The following is a 15,636-nucleotide window of genomic DNA, read 5'->3' on the forward strand; positions in this document are numbered from 1 at the left end:
GAGAAGCATCCATTTGTGACACAACGATGAACGATTGTTTACGCTCCAGATGACAGTTGTGTGACATCTTGCGCCACCGCCTGCGGCAGCGTCCGTGCGGTACGCGTGGGCACCAAATGCCCTGCAAACAACAGCGACGCATAGGCCCAGCTGAAGTGCAGCGCCCGCGTGCGCGCCTCATGGCGCGGCACCGCCAGTGCGCCATACCAGGCTGCAGCCAGGTCTGCATGCAGCACACCGCCCTGCGCGGGCGTGCCCACCACTTCGTTGGGCCCCTCCACCGGGTAGGCCGCCACGGGCGTGCCACAGGCCATGGCTTCCAACATCACCAGGCCAAAGGTCTCGGAACGGCTGGGCATGACAAATACGTCCGCCGCGGCATAGACCTTGGCCAGTTCATCGCGCGGCAACACGCCCAACCAGCGCACATGGGGGTAGCGCTCGCGCAGATTGGCCTCCAATGGGCCCACGCCGCACACGACCTTGGTGCCGGGCACATCCATCTCCAGAAACGCGGCGATGTTTTTCTCGTACGACACCCGGCCCACAAACAGCGACACCGGGCGCGCCAGTACGCCGAGCGCGGGATACACCTTGGGCACCTCCTGGTACTGGAACAGCTGCATGTCCACGCCATGCGTCCAACTGCGCAGGTTGCGAAAGCCCTTGGCGTCCAGCATGCGCAGCACGCTGGGCGTGGGCACCATCACGCCCGATGAAGGCTTGTGAAAATGGCGGAACAGCGCATAGCCCATCCACAGCGGAATCTTGAGTGCGGCCTGCAGGATCTCTGGAAAGCGTGTGTGGTACGCCGTGGTGAAGGCCAGCTTGCGCTTGCGGCAGTAGCTGCGTGCGGCCCAGCCCAGCGGGCCTTCGGTGGCCAGATGGATGGCATCGGGCGCACAGGCGTCCAGCATCTGCGCCAGCGCCTTGGCGGGGCGCACGGCCAGGTCTATGCCGGCATAGCCGGGGCACGGGCGCGTGGGGAACAAGCCGGGGTGGATGACCTCCACCACATGGCCCAGGCCTTCGAGTTCGCGCACCAGTTCCACCAGGGTGGTGACCACCCCGTTGACCTGGGGTTGCCATGCGTCGGTAATCAGGGCGAGTTTCATGCGTGGGTTTCCTGCAAAGCGGGTGTGGCCACCGCGGTGGCCGGTGGGGTGGGCGATCCTGCCCAGTAAATAAGTTCGAGCTGGCCGTCCAGGTGTTCCACCAGCGCGGTGCGGCTCTCCACCCAGTCCCCGTCGTTGCAGTACAGCGTGCCGTCGATGCTGCGCATCTCGGCGTGGTGGATATGGCCACAGACCACGCCGTCGTGGCCGCGGCGACGGGCCTCGTGGGCCACAGCCTTCTCAAAGTCGGTCACGTAGTTCAGTGCCTTCTTGACCTTGTGCTTGAGGTAGGCCGAGAGCGACCAATACGGCAGGCCCATGCGAGCTCGCAAGGTGTTGAGGTAGCGGTTGAGCTTGAGCGTGAATTCGTAGGCGTTGTCGCCCAGGTAGGCCAGCCACTTGGCGCACTGGATCACGCCGTCAAAGTAGTCGCCGTGCGTAACCCACAGCGTGCGGCCATCGGCCGTGGTGTGTACCGTGTCTTCGTAGACCTCAATGCCGCCAAACTGGTGGCCGACAAAGGCACGCGCAAACTCGTCGTGGTTGCCGGGGATGAAAACCACGCGGCAGCCCTTGCGCGCGCGGCGCAGCAGCTTTTGCACCACATCGTTGTGGGCCTGCGGCCAGAACCATCGGCGGCGCAGCTGCCAGCCGTCCACGATGTCACCCACCAGATAGAGGTGGTCACTGGGATGGTGTTTCAGAAAGTCCAGCAGAGGCTTGGCCTGGCAGCCTGCGGTGCCCAGGTGGATGTCGGACACAAACACCGCGCGGTAGCGGCGGTGGCCGACCTCGTCGTCATCGGCTTCGGCGCCTGGCGCCAAACCCTGCCAGTTGGCTCCCAGAGCGTCGAAGGCGGTGCGCATCAGGCCCCCAGAAAGTGCTTGCGGTAGCGGGAAGGCAAGTCGGCGATGCGCATCAGCATCGGCAAGTCGGCCGAGTTGAAGTCCGGGTCCCAGGCCGGTGCGCCCAGAACCTTGGCGCCCAGGCGGAGGTAACCCTTGATGAGGGCCGGTGGCTCCACATCGAGCGTGCTATCCAACTGGTCGATGGGCAGCGGCAGGCGGGGCCGCACGTGGTATTCGATGGGAGCCAGGTGTGTGGCCTCCACCTGGCGCCAGATGCTGGCCGCCACGTCGCCACTGACCACACCGTTGTGCAGCATGGGGATGCTGGCGCAACCAATCATGGTGTCGAGCTGGTTGCGCACCATGAATTCGGCCAGCGCGCCCCACAGCGCCATGATGACGCCGCCATGGCGGTGGTCCGGGTGCACACAGCTGCGGCCCAGCTCGACCATGCGTTCGCGCATGCTGCGCAGGCGGGTCAGGTCGAATTCGGTGTCGCTGTAGAAGCTGCCCACGCGCTTGGCCTGGGTGGGCGTGAGCACGCGGTAGGTGCCGATGACCTGGCCGCTGGCCTGGTCACGCACGATCAGGTGCTCGCAGTAGTTGTCAAACAGATCCACATCGTGGCCTGCCATGGGGGTGTTCAGGCGCGCGCCCATCTCTCCGGCAAACACATCAAAGCGCAGGCGCTGGGCAGCGCGGACATCGTCCTGGTGCTTGGCCCAGGACACTTCGATGCCGCCGCGCGCCGGCGCAGTCTGCAAAGGGCTTGTCGTTTGCACCGAGAGCGGGTGCAGCGTGGGTGTGGCCAGTGTTGGCACGGCGATGGCGGATGTTGTTGGCATTCTTGTCCCCTTCCTTGAGCGTGATTGCACTGACCCGGAAGTGTGAAGAGCGCCTGTGACCCACACATGGCAGTTGCATGAAGCTTTTGTGACGCAGCGTTTGCCGTGTTGATTGATTCAATATTTCAAGTATTATTGAAATATGAACACCATCACCTTTGACGAACCCCAGGCCCTCAAGGCGCTGACCGCCCTGGCCCAGGCCCAGCGCCTGCGCGCCTTCAAGGCGCTGGTGGTGGCCGGCCCTGAAGGCTTGACCCCCGGCACCCTGGCCCAGCAGCTCGACAGCGCCCCCAGCGCCCTGTCCTTCCACCTCAAGGAACTGGCCCACTCCGGCCTGGTGGACATCGAGCAGCGCGGGCGCAATCTCATCTACCGCGCCAACTTTGCGCAGATGAACGGCCTGCTGGCCTATATGACCATGCACTGCTGCCAGGGCGAAAGCTGTGAAGTGACCGACCCTGCAACCAGCAAATGCTGCTGAGCCCCATGACAACAACCGCCCACCCACTCCCCCTGCACCAGCAACTGCTGGCCGAATTTCTGGGCACCGCCGCCCTGCTCTGTGCCGTCATTGGCTCCGGCATCATGGCCCAGCGCATCAGCGGCGGCAACGACGGCGTGGCCCTGCTGGCCAACACGCTGGCCACGGTGTTTGCGTTGTACGTACTGATTGAAACCCTGGGCCCGGTCAGCGGTGCGCACTTTAACCCGCTGGTCACGCTGCTTATGTGGTCAAAACGGCAGCTAGCCCCCGAAAACACTGCGCGAGTAGCTACGTATTTCATAGCATCCCAGTTGTTGGGGGCCATCGCTGGTGCGGCCCTGGCCAATGCCATGTTTGAGCTGCAGACCCTGCACCTGAGCCAGCACCTGCGCGGCGGCAGCGGCCAGTGGCTGGCCGAAACCGTGGCCACTGCCGGGCTGGTGTTCACCATTCTGCGTGCGCCACCGGGCAAAGGAAGCGCAGTGGTGGCCTGCTACATCGGCGCAGCCTACTGGTTCACCGCGAGCACTTCGTTTGCCAACCCGGCTGCCGTGCTGGGCCGCATGTTCAGCGACACCTTTGCAGGCATTGCCCCGGCCAGCGCACTCGGCTTTGTGCTGGCACAAACCGCAGGCGCAGTGCTGGGCGCGGCCTTGGCCAGCCCCCTCTCCCCCAAGAAAGAAACCGTATGACCATCACCATCTTCCACAACCCCGCCTGTGGCACCTCCCGCAACACCCTGGCCATGATCCGCAACAGCGGCGTGGAACCCACCGTCATTGAATACCTCAAGACCCCGCCGACCAAGGCGCGCCTGCAGCAACTGCTGGCCGCCATGGGCACTGGCCCGCGCAATCTGCTGCGCGAAAAAGGCACGCCCTATGCCGAACTGGATCTGGCCAACCCCAAGTGGACCGACGACCAGTTGCTGGACTTCATGCTGGAGCACCCCCTCCTCATCAACCGCCCCATTGTGGAAACCCCGTTGGGCACGCGCCTGTGCCGGCCGTCCGAGCTGGTGCTGGACATCCTGCCCAACACCCAGCAAGGCGCGTTCAGCAAGGAAGATGGAGAGGTAGTGATCAACGCGCAAGGGCAACGGGTCTGACCCCATGCTGCTCACCGAGCCCGCCTCCACGACGCTGGCTGACGCGCTGAACCACGGCTGTCGCTGCCAGACGCTGGACCCGGAGCAATTGCGCCGTGAGTTGGGCCGCGATACTGGCCTGCGCAATACGGCCAGCACACTGGCACAAACGCACCCGCACCTGTTTTCCGGCACGGCTGTGTTTGCCTCGCAGGCCACAATCCAGGCGGTCCAGAGCGCCGTGGCAGCGATCGAGCGCACTTTGTCATTGCCAGCTTGGGCGCGGCAAGTGCTGCCCACTGCCAGCGCGATCGCCCAAGCAGACCATGGACCGTTGGGCGTCTTCATGGGGTACGACTTTCACATCACACCGCAGGGCCCCCAGCTCATCGAGATCAATACCAACGCCGGTGGCGCCATGCTCAATGCGGTGCTGCTGCGCGCGCAGGCCGTGTGCTGCGGGCTGATGAACCCGGCGCTCAACGCCTACCGCAACATGGCCACGCTGGAGGATGATTTTGTGGCCATGTTCCAGGCCGAGTGGGACCTGTTCAACCGCGCACGGGGACAACCAACGCGCTCTCTGCGCAGCATTGCCATCGTGGATGCAACGCCGCAGAACCAGTACCTCGCGCCCGAGTTCGCGCTCTTTGCCGAGCTGTTCCAGCGCCATGGCATCCAGGCGGTGGTGACCGACCCGACTCACCTACAACTGCGCGATGGCGCACTCTTCAGCGGCACGCTGCCCCCCAATCTGCCAATTGACCTGGTCTACAACCGCCTGACCGACTTTGAACTCTCAGACCCGGCCCACGCGGCACTGGCACAGGCTTATCGGGACGACGTGGCGGCGGTGACGCCGCACCCGCGTGCCCATGCCTTGCGCGCCAACAAACAGCATCTGGTCACGCTGGGACAGGCAGCGGCGCTGCAGGCCTTGGGCGTCCCGCCAGCGGATCAGCACACCCTGCTGGCCACCGTACCTGCCTGCGAACGCGTCGGCGCTGAGAACGCGGCGGCGCTGTGGGACCAACGCAAACACCTGTTCTTCAAACCGCTGGACGGCTTTGGTGCCCGTGCGGTGTACCGCGGCGACAAACTCACGAAGAAGGTGTGGGAGCAGATCCAGCAAGGCGACTACATCGCCCAGGCACTAGTACCGCCGCCGGTGCGTGCCATGCAAGTGGGTGACGCAGCCACCGAATTGAAGTTTGACCTGCGTGCCTACACCTATGCAGGGCGCGTGCAACTGCTGGCCGCCCGCACCTACAGCGGCCAGACCACCAATTTCCGCACCGAAGGGGGTGGTTTCGCGCCGGTGATGTGGGTGCCCGACCTGCCGAGTGCGGGTCCCAATTCCTGTCGCCCTGCCGCCTGATCGACCATACTGCAGCCAATGCAGCACGTCGCCTTCTTCCGTAACCTGAACCTGGGCCGCCCCCACTGCCCCACGCGGGTGCAGCTGGAGCAGGCCTTTCTGGACGCGGGCGCACATGCAGCGGCATCGTTTCTGACCAATGGCACGCTGGTCTTTGAACCCAGCGCCCGGGCCAAGCCTGATGCACTGTTGCGCAAGGCGGCCAAGCATCTGCACGCGGCGTGCGGTCTTGTCGAACCGGGGTCTGTGCGCTCGATGCCCTACCTGGCGGAGCTGGTGGCCAGCGCGCCGTTTGAGGGCATAGACACGAGCACGGTGTATGAATGCTGCGTGACCTTTTTGCATCCCGACGCACAGGCGCCGGGCCCGCTACCCATGCAGTCCAAACGCCAGGACCTGGAACTGTTTGCCTGCACGGGCAGCGAAGTCTTCAGTCTGAGCCGCAAGGTTGGCAACTCGCCGGGCAGTCCGAATGCGTTTCTTGAAAAACTGCTGGCGCTGCCAGCCACCACGCGCAACTGGAATACCGTGAGCCGGCTGGTGGCCAAGTACGCGTGACAGTGCGTCTCAGCCCAGCCACTTCTGCATAAAGCCCGCCTGGCCCATGGCCGGGTCCAGCTGGTAGTAGGCAAAGCCCACGCGCTGGTAAAGCTTCTCGGCGCCCTTGTTACCCGACAGCACTTCCAGCGTCATCTTGCAGGCACCGCGCTCCACGCTGATCTGCTCCACCAGCGCCAGCATCTGCTCGCCAATGCGCTGGCCACGGTAGCCGGGCAACACGGCCACGTCGTGCACATTCACCAGCGGCAGGCATTTGAAGGTGGAGAAGCCTTCAATGCAGTTGACCAAGCCCACGGGCGTGGCGTCATCGCTGGAGGCAAAGGCCAGCACGCTGAAAGCCTGAGGGCGCGCGGCCAGCGAAGGCACCAGATTCGCTTTGGCAAAGTCGCTAAGGCCCTCTCCACCACCCATGGGGTCACTGGCGTAGGCATCGAGCAGCATGACCAGGGCGTCTGCATGCACGGGGTTGGCGTAGTCGGCACGGACCACGCGGATCGCATTCGTCATGGAGTCAAACCTTCAAGGTATCGACAATGCGCTGGGCGCAGCTTTGGGCTTGCGCGGCGTCACGCGCTTCCACCATCACGCGTACCAACGGTTCGGTGCCACTGGCGCGGATCAGCACGCGGCCGGTGTCGCCCAGCGCCGCTTCGGCTGCCTTGGTTTCTTCGGCCATGCGGGTGTTGCTCTTCCAGTCCTGCCCCGGGGCCAAGCGCACATTGATTAGGGTTTGCGGGAACAGCGTCACGCCGCCCAGCAATTGCGCCATGGTCTTGCCACTGCGCACGCAAGCCTGTAGCACTTGCAGGGCCGACACCAGGCCATCACCCGTGGTGTGCTTGTCCAACGCCAGCAAATGGCCCGAACCCTCGCCGCCCAGAATCCATTTGTGCTTCTCCAGCTCTTCGAGCACGTAGCGGTCGCCCACCTTGGCGCGCACAAACTGCACGCCACGCTTTTTCAGTGCCACTTCCACGGCCATGTTGGTCATCAGCGTGCCCACCACGCCGGGCACGTGCTCGTCGCGGCCCAGGCGGTCGTCGGCCATCAGGTACAGCAGTTCGTCGCCGTTATAGAGGCGGCCGTCCGCATCCACCAGTTGCAGGCGGTCGGCGTCGCCGTCCAGCGCCACGCCAAAGTCAGCCTTGTTGTCTTTGACGGCCTGCACCAACGCCTCGGGGTGCGTCGCACCCACGCCCTTGTTGATGTTCAGGCCATCGGGCGCGCAGCCAATGGCGATGACCTCTGCGCCCAACTCGTGGAACACCTTGGGCGCGATGTGGTACGCCGCACCGTGCGCCGCATCCACCACGATCTTCAGGCCCTTGAGGGTCAGGTCATTGGCAAAGGTGCTTTTGCAAAACTCGATGTAGCGGCCCGCGGCATCGTCCAGACGGCGGCTCTTGCCTAGGCTGGCGGAGTCCACCCAAACCGGTGGCTTTTGCAGTTCGGCCTCCACGGCCAGCTCCCAGGCGTCGGGCAGCTTGCTGCCTTTGGCGCTGAAGAACTTGATGCCGTTGTCGGCGAAGGGGTTGTGGCTGGCGCTGATGACCACGCCCAGCGAGGCGCGCTGCGCACGCGTCAGATAGGCCACACCCGGTGTGGGCAGCGGGCCCAGCAGCACCACGTCCACACCGGCAGAGTTGAAGCCGCTCTCCAGCGCGCTCTCCAGCATGTAGCCCGAGATGCGCGTGTCCTTGCCGATGAGCACCGTGGGGCGCGCCTCGGTTTCCTTGAGCACATGGCCCACGGCGTGCGCCAGGCGCAGCACAAAGTCGGGGGTGATGGGGGCCTGCCCCACGGTACCGCGAATGCCATCGGTGCCGAAATACTGTCGTCCCATTGAAATTCCTGTTGTGTTGTTGTTTGTGTAGGTAGCGGCGCGCGTCAGGCCGCGGACTGCATCGCAGCCAGCACCTTGAGGGCGGCCACGGTGTCGCGCACATCGTGTACGCGCACCACATTCGCACCGTTTTGCACCGCCAGCACTGCCGCGGTGATGCTGGGCGCGCGGCGCAGGTCCACGTCCATGCTGGCCACCCGGCTCAGCGAGGTTTGGGTTACCGCAGCAAGCGACGATTTGCGCGACCACCCCGCCAGCACCGCGTAGCCCGCCGGTACCGCCTGTGCCTGGCGTGCCAGCAGTGCAAAGTTTTGTGGCACGGTTTTGCCAAAGCCGATGCCGGGGTCCAGGCAAATACGAGAGGAATCGACCCCTAGCCCCCGTAAACGCTGCGCGAGCAGCTCTAAAAACGATAGCACCTGAGGCACCACATCACCCGTCATGGGCGCCACCTGCATGGTCTGTGGGTCGCGGTGCATGTGCATGAGGCAGACACCACAGTTCGGATGGCCTGCCACCACCGACTCCCCCGTGGGGCCGCCCAGCCCGTCGCGCCAGCGCAAGGCCCAGACGTCATTCACGATGTCGGCCCCCAGGTCCAGCGCAGCTTGCATGACCGCAGGCTTGTACGTGTCTACCGATACCGGCACGCCCAGCGTCACCGCATGCCGCACCACCGGCAGCACACGCGCCAGTTCCTCCTGCAGCGGCAGGGGCTGCGCGCCAGGGCGGGTCGATTCGCCGCCAATGTCCAAAATGTCGGCGCCATCCTTGAGCAACTGCTCGCAATGCGCCAGCGCGGCATCACGCGCAGCGAACTGCCCGCCGTCCGAAAACGAATCTGGGGTGACGTTGACGATACCCATCACCTTGGGGGTGGACAGGTCGATCGCGAAGCGGGTGGTTTGCCAATGCATGGGCTGGATTATGCAAGCCCTGAAACGCACACAGGGCCCGAAGGCCCTGTGTGCGTTTCAGCGCAGCCCGTATCAGGCGGCTGTGGGAGCCGGGTCGGCCGCCACCGCGGGTGCACCACCGCTGCCACCGCCACCGTTGGTCGGAGTGCGGGGTGTCCAGTCCTTGGGGGGGCGGGGCTCGCGGCCGGCCATGATGTCGTCGAGCTGGTCGCTGTCGATGGTTTCCCATTCCAGCAGGGCCTTGGCCATGGCGTGCATCTTGTCCTGGTTGTCCTCAATCAACTTGCGCGCCAGGGCGTACTGCTGGTCAATGATGCGACGCACTTCCGAGTCCACCTTCTGCATGGTCTGCTCGCTCATGCTGGTGGTCTTGGTCACGCTGCGGCCCAGGAAAACTTCCCCTTCGTTCTCGGCGTAGACCATGGGTCCCAAAGCGTCGGTCATGCCGTAGCGGGTCACCATGTCGCGGGCAATGGATGTGGCACGTTCAAAGTCGTTGCTGGCTCCGGTGGTCATTTGCTTCATGAACACTTCTTCGGCAATGCGGCCGCCAAACAGCATGCTGATTTGGTTGAGCATGTACTCGCTGTCGTACGAATAGCGGTCCTGAGCTGGCAGGCTCATGGTCACGCCCAGGGCACGGCCACGGGGAATGATGGTGACCTTGTGCACCGGGTCGCACTTGGGCAGCATCTTGCCGATCAGCGCGTGACCGGACTCGTGGTAAGCCGTGTTCTTGCGCTCTTCCTCGGGCATGACCATGCTCTTGCGCTCGGGGCCCATGAGGATCTTGTCCTTGGCCTTTTCGAAGTCCTGCATTTCCACCAGACGCGCATTGCGGCGTGCGGCCATCAGGGCAGCTTCGTTGCAGAGGTTGGCCAAGTCGGCACCACTCATGCCGGGCGTACCGCGCGCAATGGTCATGGCACTCACGTCTTGGCCCAAGGGCACTTTGCGCATGTGCACGTTCAGAATCTGTTCGCGGCCGCGGATATCGGGCAGCGTCACGTAGACCTGACGGTCAAAACGGCCGGGGCGCAGCAGCGCGGCGTCCAGGATGTCGGGGCGGTTGGTGGCAGCCACCACGATCACGCCGACATTGGTCTCAAAGCCGTCCATCTCCACCAGCATCTGGTTCAGGGTCTGTTCGCGCTCGTCGTTGCCACCGCCCAGGCCTGCGCCACGCTGGCGGCCCACGGCGTCGATTTCGTCGATGAAGATGATGCAGGGGGCGTTCTTCTTCGCGTTCTCGAACATGTCGCGCACACGGGATGCACCCACGCCCACGAACATTTCCACGAAGTCAGAACCCGAGATGCTGAAAAACGGCACCTTGGCTTCGCCCGCAATGGACTTGGCCAGCAGCGTCTTGCCGGTGCCGGGAGGGCCGACCAGCAGCAGGCCACGGGGAATACGGCCGCCGAGTTTCTGGAATTTGGAGGGGTCTTTCAGGAAGTCCACGACTTCCTTCACCTCTTCCTTGGCTTCGTCGCAACCGGCGACATCGGCAAAGGTCACGGTGTTGGTGTTTTCGTCCAGCAAACGGGCCTTGCTCTTGCCAAAGCTGAATGCCCCGCCTTTGCCGCCACCTTGCATTTGCCGCATGAAGTAGACCCACACGCCGATCAACAGCAACATGGGGCCCCAGCTGACCAACAGGGTCATGAGCAGGGAACCTTCTTCACGGGGTTTGACGTCGAACTTGACGCCGTTGTTGATCAGGTCGCCCACCAACCCACGGTCCAGGTAGGTGGCGGTGGTGCGAACCTTGCGGTCATCGGTGGTGACAGCCAGGATTTCGGTGCCGCCCTGGCCTTCCTGGATGATGGCGCTCTTGATCTGCTTGTTGCGCACCTGCTCCAGGAAATCGGAGTAGCCGACCAAGCCCGCGCTGCCAGCGCCGCGCGAATCAAATTGCTTGAACACGGTGAAAAGCACCAAGGCAATCACCAACCACACTGCAATTTTTGAAAACCACTGATTATTCAAGCGAAGCTCCAATACTGGCGCAAGTAGACGAACCTTGCGTACTTGGGCCCCATTTTAGGCGTTTCAAGGCATGAAAGCTGCTAAATCCAAATCTACGGCCACAGAAACCGCATGGGAATAGGCCGCCCAGCGGCTCAGCCCGCGCGCAGGCCCATACCGACGAGAAAGGTTTCCGACGAACGGTCGCGTGAAGCCTTGGGTTTCAAGGGCTTGACGGTGACAAATGCCGCCTTGAAGTGCTGCACCACGTCGTTGTAGCTCCCGCCGTGGAAGACCTTGGCCACCAGGGCGCCCTGGGGTTTCATGTGGTTTTGGGCAAATTCAATCGCCAGCTCCACCAGGTATTCAATGCGCGCCGCGTCAGCCGAGGAAATACCGGACAGGTTGGGGGCCATATCGGACACCACCAGGTCGGCCTGCCGGCCATCCAGCGCCGCCTCCAACTGCGCCAGGGTCTCGGCCTCCCGAAAATCGCCTTGGATAAAGGTCACGCCCTCGATAGGCTCCATGGGTAGCAGGTCCAGCCCGATGATGGTGCCGTCCAGCTCTCCCACCGCAGCCCCTTGCGGCGACATGCGGCGGCGCAGGTACTGGCTCCAGGCGCCGGGCGTGCAGCCAAGGTCCACCACCAGCTGGCCGGGTTTGATGAGCTGCAGGGTTTCATCAATTTCCTTGAGTTTGTAGGCTGCGCGCGCCCGGTACCCCTCTTTGGTCGCCAGTTTGACGTAGGGATCGTTGATGTGGTCGTGCAGCCAGGCCTTGTTGACCTTTTTGCCTTTGGTGGGTGTTTTCATGCGGGCCTTGCGTGCTATCCCGTTTCCGGGAGGGTTCCGATTGTCGGGCTTTTCCAACCCGGCGCGCATGTCCTCCTCTATAGTGGCGGGCTGCCCTCGGACGGATGCTGTCCTGACACGGGCGCCCAATCGAGAGGAAGGCATGTCCCTGTTCAAGCGCAACGTGAAGCTGCACGTCACCATCAGTTGGCTATTTGTGGTGCTGACCCTGCCAGTGGTCATTGCCTTTCTGGTGGTCAGCTACCGGGCCAATACACTGTTGATCGAAGACTATTCCAACAAGTTCATCGAGAAGTCGGTGCACGAGAACTTCAACAATGCGGCCCGGTTGCTCAACCCCTTCATCAGCAACGCCCGCGCCGCCGGCACGCTGATGCGGGACAAGCCCGACTACTTTCGGGAACCCAACGCATCGGATTACCTGCACGAAATTGTGGCCTCCAACGAAGCGGTGTATGCCGCGTATGCCGCGTTTGAAGACGGCAGCTTCCGCCAGGTCCGCCGGGTAGTGCCGGGGCGTCCCGTGCTGGACAAGCAGGTACCCACCGGCACCCAGATCATTGAACGCTTTATCGACCAGCGTGCTACCGCCGGGGAGCCACAGGACCAGTACCGATTCCACAGCGCCTGGGGTACGGTGCTGGGAAGCGACGCCGGGCCAGTGAACTACGACCCGCGCACCCGTGGCTACTACAAAGAAGCCGCGCGCCTGCAAACACTCATCGTGTCGGACGTCTACCCCTTTGCCAGCTCCGGTGAGCTGGGCATTACCGTCACCGCACCGATCGTGACTGCCGGGCACACCTCTGGTGTTTTCGCCATCGACCTCACGCTCAAGACCCTGTCAGGCTATCTCTCGGACAACCGGGTCAGCCCCAACAGCATCACCATCATCGCGGACGACCATGGCGGCGTGATTGCGCACCCGGAGTTCGAGCGCGGCCTCACCCTGAAGGACAACGAACTGGTGCAGAACCAGCTGGGCAAACTTGGCGACGTCCGCGTAACCGCGGCCCTGGCCGAGCGCATTCGCAGTGGCACCGACCGATTCCACTTCACCGCGGGTCCCGACAACACAGAGTACATTGGCATCTTCTCCCCTTTCCCCAAGGACTTCAAGAAGCCCTGGGAGTTGCTGATCATTGCGCCCACTGATGATTTTGTGGGCGGCATCAAGGACACCAACCGCCGCCTGCTGATCTTCGGAACCTTGGTGTTTTTCGTGCAGTTGGTGCTGATTTATCGACTGTCGCGCGCCCTGTCGCGCCCCATCGAACAGTTGGCTGAAGACGTGGTGCACATCCGCGATTTCCAGTTCCGCCAAGCCCCCATGGTGGAGTCGCGCATTGCCGAAATCAGCCACCTGGCCAAGGCGGTGTTCACGCTCACGCGCGCGCTGGAGTCGTTCACCTCCTACGTGCCGCGCGGGCTGGTCAAACAGTTGATCGACTCGGGCCAGGGCACCAAACTGGGCGTGGAAAGCCGCTACCTGACGCTGTTCTTCACCGATCTGGAGGGCTTCTCCACCTTGTCAGAGTCCGAGCCATCGCAACAGCTGCTGTCCCGCGTGTCGGACTACTTTGCCAGCGTCACCGAATCCATTGAGCAAGAACATGGCACGGTGGACAAATATATTGGCGACGCCGTGATGGCGTTCTGGGGTGCACCTACCCCGCTGGAAAACCACGCCTACCTGGCATGCGTGGCGGCCGTGCGCTCGCAGCGCCGCATGACCCTGCGCAACCAGGAATGGACCTCCCAGTCCATGTCGGCCCTGAAGGTGCGCATCGGCATCCACAGCGACTCGGTACTGGTGGGCAATGTGGGATCGGCCGAACGCGTGAGCTACACCGTGATGGGGGACGGCGTGAACGTGGCTGCGCGCCTGGAGGGCATGAACAAGGAACTGGGCACCTGGGTCTGTGTGAGCCACGCGGTCTACCGGGCCGCCGGAGAACGCCTGTGGCTGCGCCCCATCGACACCGTCACCGTCAAAGGCCGCAAGGGTGAATTGTTGGTCTATGAGCTGCTGGCGATCCGCGATGGCGACGAAGAGACAGCCGCCACGCCCGAAGAAGCCCGCCTGTGCAACCTGACCGTGGAAGCCTACGCCCGCTACGCGAGCAACGACTTTGCAGGAGCCGCCGAAGCCTACGCCGCCATCCTCGCCCGGTTCCCGCAGGATCCGGTGGCGCAGCGCATGCTGGACAAGTGCCGGGTCCAGCGGGTCACGGACCTGTCGCCAAGTTGAGAGGCGCAAGGAGCCATTTCGCACTGGCACCATTGCGCCGATAATAAGGATATGCCCCAAATCCAACTGACACCTGCCCAGCGCAAGGAACACCGCGCTGAAGCCCACCACCTGGACCCCGTGGTCATGGTCGGTGGCGACGGCCTGACAGCCAACGTCAAAAAAGAAGTTGACGCCGCCCTCAACGCCCACGGACTCATCAAGGTGCGTGTGTTTTCCGACGATCGCGTGGCCCGCGACACCATGTTCCAGACTTTGGCCGATGAACTGAACGCCGCCCCCATCCAACACATCGGCAAGCTGCTGGTGCTCTGGCGTCCCCAGCCGGTGAAAGAAAAGGTGATCGATGAGGACCGCATGGCGGGCCCCCGTGATTTCAAGGTGCTGAAATTCAGCAAACGGCCCGGCCAGCGCCCCGAAGTGAAGACCCTGCGCGTATTGGGCAACCAGCGCCTGACAGCAGGCGGGAACATCAAACGCGCGAAACCCAAGCCAAAGACCAGCCTGAAGAAACGCAGCCAGACCTGAGTCAGGCCCATCCCCTTGCAAACCGGAGCCTGGTGCTCCGGTTTTTTTATGTCTGCGCCGCAGGCTCTGTGGGAGGGCGGGTGGCTGCGTGGGCCAACTTGCCAAACACCACCAGCGCGCACAGCCACTGCGCCAGGTACATGGCACTGCCCACTCGGTGCCATAAGGCGAGGTTGTCGCGGGCCACGATGCGCGGCGCCACCGCCACCTCCACCAACAGAGCCAGCAAAACCCCAGCCACTACAAAAAGAGTAGCAGCTTGTGCAGTATCGACGGGGGCTAGCGGCCTATTTGATCTAAAAAGCAGGAGCAGTAGCACACCACAGGCTACCGACAGCCAAGTCTGCACGGTGAACAGTTTGGCGGCCATTTGCCCCGCCATGGCGGGCGTTGGCAGGTGAACAAACAACATGGGCACAACGAAGAGACCCAACACGCTGAGGCTGACGGCCCAGACCGCGGCCAGCCACAAGGGCAAGGTGCGCATCAGATGTAGTGAACCGCTACGATTTCGTAGGCCTTCTCGCCACCGGGCGCCTGCACCACGGCAGTGTCACCCTCCACCTTGCCGATCAGGGCACGGGCAATCGGACTGCTGATGTTGATCAGGCCCTGTTTCAGATCAGCCTCGTCTTCACCCACGATCTGGTACTTCACGCGCTGGCCACTGTCTTCGTCTTCCAGCTCCACCGTAGCGCCAAACACCACGCGGCCATCGGCCTGGATGGAGGAAGGATCGATCACCTGCGCGGCAGAGAGTTTGCCCTCCACTTCCTGGATACGACCTTCGATAAAACCCTGGCGCTCCTTGGCAGCATCGTAGTCGGCGTTTTCGCTCAGGTCACCTTGGGCACGTGCTTCGGCAATGGCCTGGATGACCGAGGGGCGCTCGACGGTCTTGAGTTTGTGCAGCTCGGCCTTGAGCATGTCTGCGCCGCGCTTGGTGATGGGATAGGTTGCCATGGTGTCTCTAACTCGGTTTTGGGTGCCTCA

Annotated in this window: 17 protein-coding genes; 7 read left to right on the forward strand and 10 right to left on the reverse strand. The window is 63.3% G+C overall.

Annotated features, from left to right (window positions below; all coding sequences use genetic code 11):
- Positions 1–38: 38 nt before the first annotated feature.
- The 3 genes from AC07OE_RS06110 to AC07OE_RS06120 are packed head-to-tail and all read right to left on the reverse strand — an operon-like array spanning position 39 to position 2,808.
- Entirely contained in the window at positions 39–1,115 is a 1,077-nt protein-coding gene (locus tag AC07OE_RS06110; RefSeq protein ID WP_495069670.1) for a glycosyltransferase family 4 protein, read from the reverse strand.
- The gene (locus AC07OE_RS06115) at positions 1,112–1,981 is read right to left on the reverse strand and encodes a UDP-2,3-diacylglucosamine diphosphatase (protein ID WP_495069671.1); all 870 of its coding nucleotides are present in this window, start codon (positions 1,979–1,981) and stop codon (positions 1,112–1,114) included. The genes AC07OE_RS06110 and AC07OE_RS06115 overlap by 4 nt, the downstream gene beginning before the upstream one ends.
- Positions 1,981–2,808, reverse strand: a complete 828-nt coding sequence (locus AC07OE_RS06120; protein WP_495069672.1) for a GNAT family N-acetyltransferase — start codon at positions 2,806–2,808, stop codon at positions 1,981–1,983. The genes AC07OE_RS06115 and AC07OE_RS06120 overlap by 1 nt, the downstream gene beginning before the upstream one ends.
- 142 nt (positions 2,809–2,950) lie before the next feature.
- On the opposite strand from AC07OE_RS06120, the gene AC07OE_RS06125 reads away from it, so the two are divergent.
- The 5 genes from AC07OE_RS06125 to AC07OE_RS06145 are packed head-to-tail and all read left to right on the forward strand — an operon-like array spanning position 2,951 to position 6,318.
- A complete protein-coding gene (locus AC07OE_RS06125; RefSeq protein ID WP_495069673.1) occupies positions 2,951–3,292 on the forward strand; it encodes an ArsR/SmtB family transcription factor in 342 nt (113 codons plus the stop codon).
- A gap of 5 nt (positions 3,293–3,297) precedes the next feature.
- On the forward strand, positions 3,298–3,987 hold the full coding sequence (locus AC07OE_RS06130; RefSeq protein ID WP_495069674.1) for an aquaporin: 690 nt from the start codon (positions 3,298–3,300) through the stop codon (positions 3,985–3,987).
- A complete protein-coding gene (gene arsC, locus AC07OE_RS06135; RefSeq protein ID WP_495069675.1) occupies positions 3,984–4,403 on the forward strand; it encodes an arsenate reductase (glutaredoxin) in 420 nt (139 codons plus the stop codon). The genes AC07OE_RS06130 and arsC overlap by 4 nt, the downstream gene beginning before the upstream one ends.
- A 4-nt stretch (positions 4,404–4,407) precedes the next feature.
- Positions 4,408–5,760, forward strand: a complete 1,353-nt coding sequence (locus AC07OE_RS06140) for an ATP-grasp domain-containing protein (protein ID WP_495069676.1) — start codon at positions 4,408–4,410, stop codon at positions 5,758–5,760.
- Between the two features lie 18 nt (positions 5,761–5,778).
- The gene (locus AC07OE_RS06145; RefSeq protein ID WP_495069677.1) at positions 5,779–6,318 is read left to right on the forward strand and encodes a DUF1697 domain-containing protein; all 540 of its coding nucleotides are present in this window, start codon (positions 5,779–5,781) and stop codon (positions 6,316–6,318) included.
- A gap of 9 nt (positions 6,319–6,327) precedes the next feature.
- Here AC07OE_RS06145 and AC07OE_RS06150 read toward each other — a convergent pair whose 3' ends face one another.
- From AC07OE_RS06150 to AC07OE_RS06170, 5 genes are all read right to left on the reverse strand, one after another.
- On the reverse strand, positions 6,328–6,828 hold the full coding sequence (locus AC07OE_RS06150; RefSeq protein ID WP_495069678.1) for a GNAT family N-acetyltransferase: 501 nt from the start codon (positions 6,826–6,828) through the stop codon (positions 6,328–6,330).
- Between the two features lie 4 nt (positions 6,829–6,832).
- A complete protein-coding gene (gene glmM, locus AC07OE_RS06155; RefSeq protein WP_495069679.1) occupies positions 6,833–8,164 on the reverse strand; it encodes a phosphoglucosamine mutase in 1,332 nt (443 codons plus the stop codon).
- Positions 8,165–8,208: 44 nt separating this feature from the next.
- Positions 8,209–9,081 (reverse strand): dihydropteroate synthase, encoded by an 873-nt coding sequence (gene folP, locus AC07OE_RS06160; RefSeq protein WP_495069680.1) that lies wholly within the window; start codon positions 9,079–9,081, stop codon positions 8,209–8,211.
- 72 nt (positions 9,082–9,153) lie between these two features.
- The gene (gene ftsH, locus AC07OE_RS06165) at positions 9,154–11,070 is read right to left on the reverse strand and encodes an ATP-dependent zinc metalloprotease FtsH (RefSeq protein ID WP_495069681.1); all 1,917 of its coding nucleotides are present in this window, start codon (positions 11,068–11,070) and stop codon (positions 9,154–9,156) included.
- 134 nt (positions 11,071–11,204) lie between these two features.
- Positions 11,205–11,864: an RlmE family RNA methyltransferase gene (locus AC07OE_RS06170; RefSeq protein WP_495069682.1), complete on the reverse strand. Its 660-nt coding sequence runs from the start codon at positions 11,862–11,864 to the stop codon at positions 11,205–11,207.
- Positions 11,865–12,006: 142 nt separating this feature from the next.
- Here AC07OE_RS06170 and AC07OE_RS06175 point away from each other — a divergent pair, with 142 nt between their 5' ends.
- Both AC07OE_RS06175 and AC07OE_RS06180 read left to right on the forward strand, forming a co-directional pair.
- A complete protein-coding gene (locus AC07OE_RS06175) occupies positions 12,007–14,115 on the forward strand; it encodes an adenylate/guanylate cyclase domain-containing protein (RefSeq protein WP_495069683.1) in 2,109 nt (702 codons plus the stop codon).
- A 51-nt stretch (positions 14,116–14,166) separates the two neighbouring features.
- Entirely contained in the window at positions 14,167–14,643 is a 477-nt protein-coding gene (locus AC07OE_RS06180) for a YhbY family RNA-binding protein (protein WP_495069684.1), read from the forward strand.
- 46 nt (positions 14,644–14,689) lie between these two features.
- Here AC07OE_RS06180 and AC07OE_RS06185 read toward each other — a convergent pair whose 3' ends face one another.
- Complete coding sequence (locus AC07OE_RS06185) at positions 14,690–15,130, reverse strand: DUF4149 domain-containing protein (RefSeq protein WP_495069685.1); 441 nt, start codon at positions 15,128–15,130, stop codon at positions 14,690–14,692.
- Positions 15,130–15,606, reverse strand: coding sequence for a transcription elongation factor GreA (gene greA, locus AC07OE_RS06190; protein WP_495069686.1), 477 nt, complete (start codon positions 15,604–15,606; stop codon positions 15,130–15,132). Before greA ends, AC07OE_RS06185 begins: the two co-directional genes overlap by 1 nt.
- Positions 15,607–15,636 lie beyond the last annotated feature (30 nt).

The sequence above is a fragment of the Rhodoferax sp. GW821-FHT09E07 genome, from assembly GCF_059416145.1.

Bases quoted from the DNA above. Each gene is read 5' to 3' on its own strand.
- AC07OE_RS06110 (WP_495069670.1), bottom strand. From the start codon at position 1,115: ATGAAACTCGCCCTGATTACCGACGCATGGCAACCCCAGGTCAACGGG.
- AC07OE_RS06115 (WP_495069671.1), bottom strand. From the start codon at position 1,981: ATGCGCACCGCCTTCGACGCTCTGGGAGCCAACTGGCAGGGTTTGGCG.
- AC07OE_RS06120 (WP_495069672.1), bottom strand. From the start codon at position 2,808: ATGCCAACAACATCCGCCATCGCCGTGCCAACACTGGCCACACCCACG.
- AC07OE_RS06125 (WP_495069673.1), top strand. From the start codon at position 2,951: ATGAACACCATCACCTTTGACGAACCCCAGGCCCTCAAGGCGCTGACC.
- AC07OE_RS06130 (WP_495069674.1), top strand. From the start codon at position 3,298: ATGACAACAACCGCCCACCCACTCCCCCTGCACCAGCAACTGCTGGCC.
- arsC (WP_495069675.1), top strand. From the start codon at position 3,984: ATGACCATCACCATCTTCCACAACCCCGCCTGTGGCACCTCCCGCAAC.
- AC07OE_RS06140 (WP_495069676.1), top strand. From the start codon at position 4,408: ATGCTGCTCACCGAGCCCGCCTCCACGACGCTGGCTGACGCGCTGAAC.
- AC07OE_RS06145 (WP_495069677.1), top strand. From the start codon at position 5,779: ATGCAGCACGTCGCCTTCTTCCGTAACCTGAACCTGGGCCGCCCCCAC.
- AC07OE_RS06150 (WP_495069678.1), bottom strand. From the start codon at position 6,828: ATGACGAATGCGATCCGCGTGGTCCGTGCCGACTACGCCAACCCCGTG.
- glmM (WP_495069679.1), bottom strand. From the start codon at position 8,164: ATGGGACGACAGTATTTCGGCACCGATGGCATTCGCGGTACCGTGGGG.
- folP (WP_495069680.1), bottom strand. From the start codon at position 9,081: ATGCATTGGCAAACCACCCGCTTCGCGATCGACCTGTCCACCCCCAAG.
- AC07OE_RS06170 (WP_495069682.1), bottom strand. From the start codon at position 11,864: ATGAAAACACCCACCAAAGGCAAAAAGGTCAACAAGGCCTGGCTGCAC.
- AC07OE_RS06175 (WP_495069683.1), top strand. From the start codon at position 12,007: ATGTCCCTGTTCAAGCGCAACGTGAAGCTGCACGTCACCATCAGTTGG.
- AC07OE_RS06180 (WP_495069684.1), top strand. From the start codon at position 14,167: ATGCCCCAAATCCAACTGACACCTGCCCAGCGCAAGGAACACCGCGCT.
- AC07OE_RS06185 (WP_495069685.1), bottom strand. From the start codon at position 15,130: ATGCGCACCTTGCCCTTGTGGCTGGCCGCGGTCTGGGCCGTCAGCCTC.
- greA (WP_495069686.1), bottom strand. From the start codon at position 15,606: ATGGCAACCTATCCCATCACCAAGCGCGGCGCAGACATGCTCAAGGCC.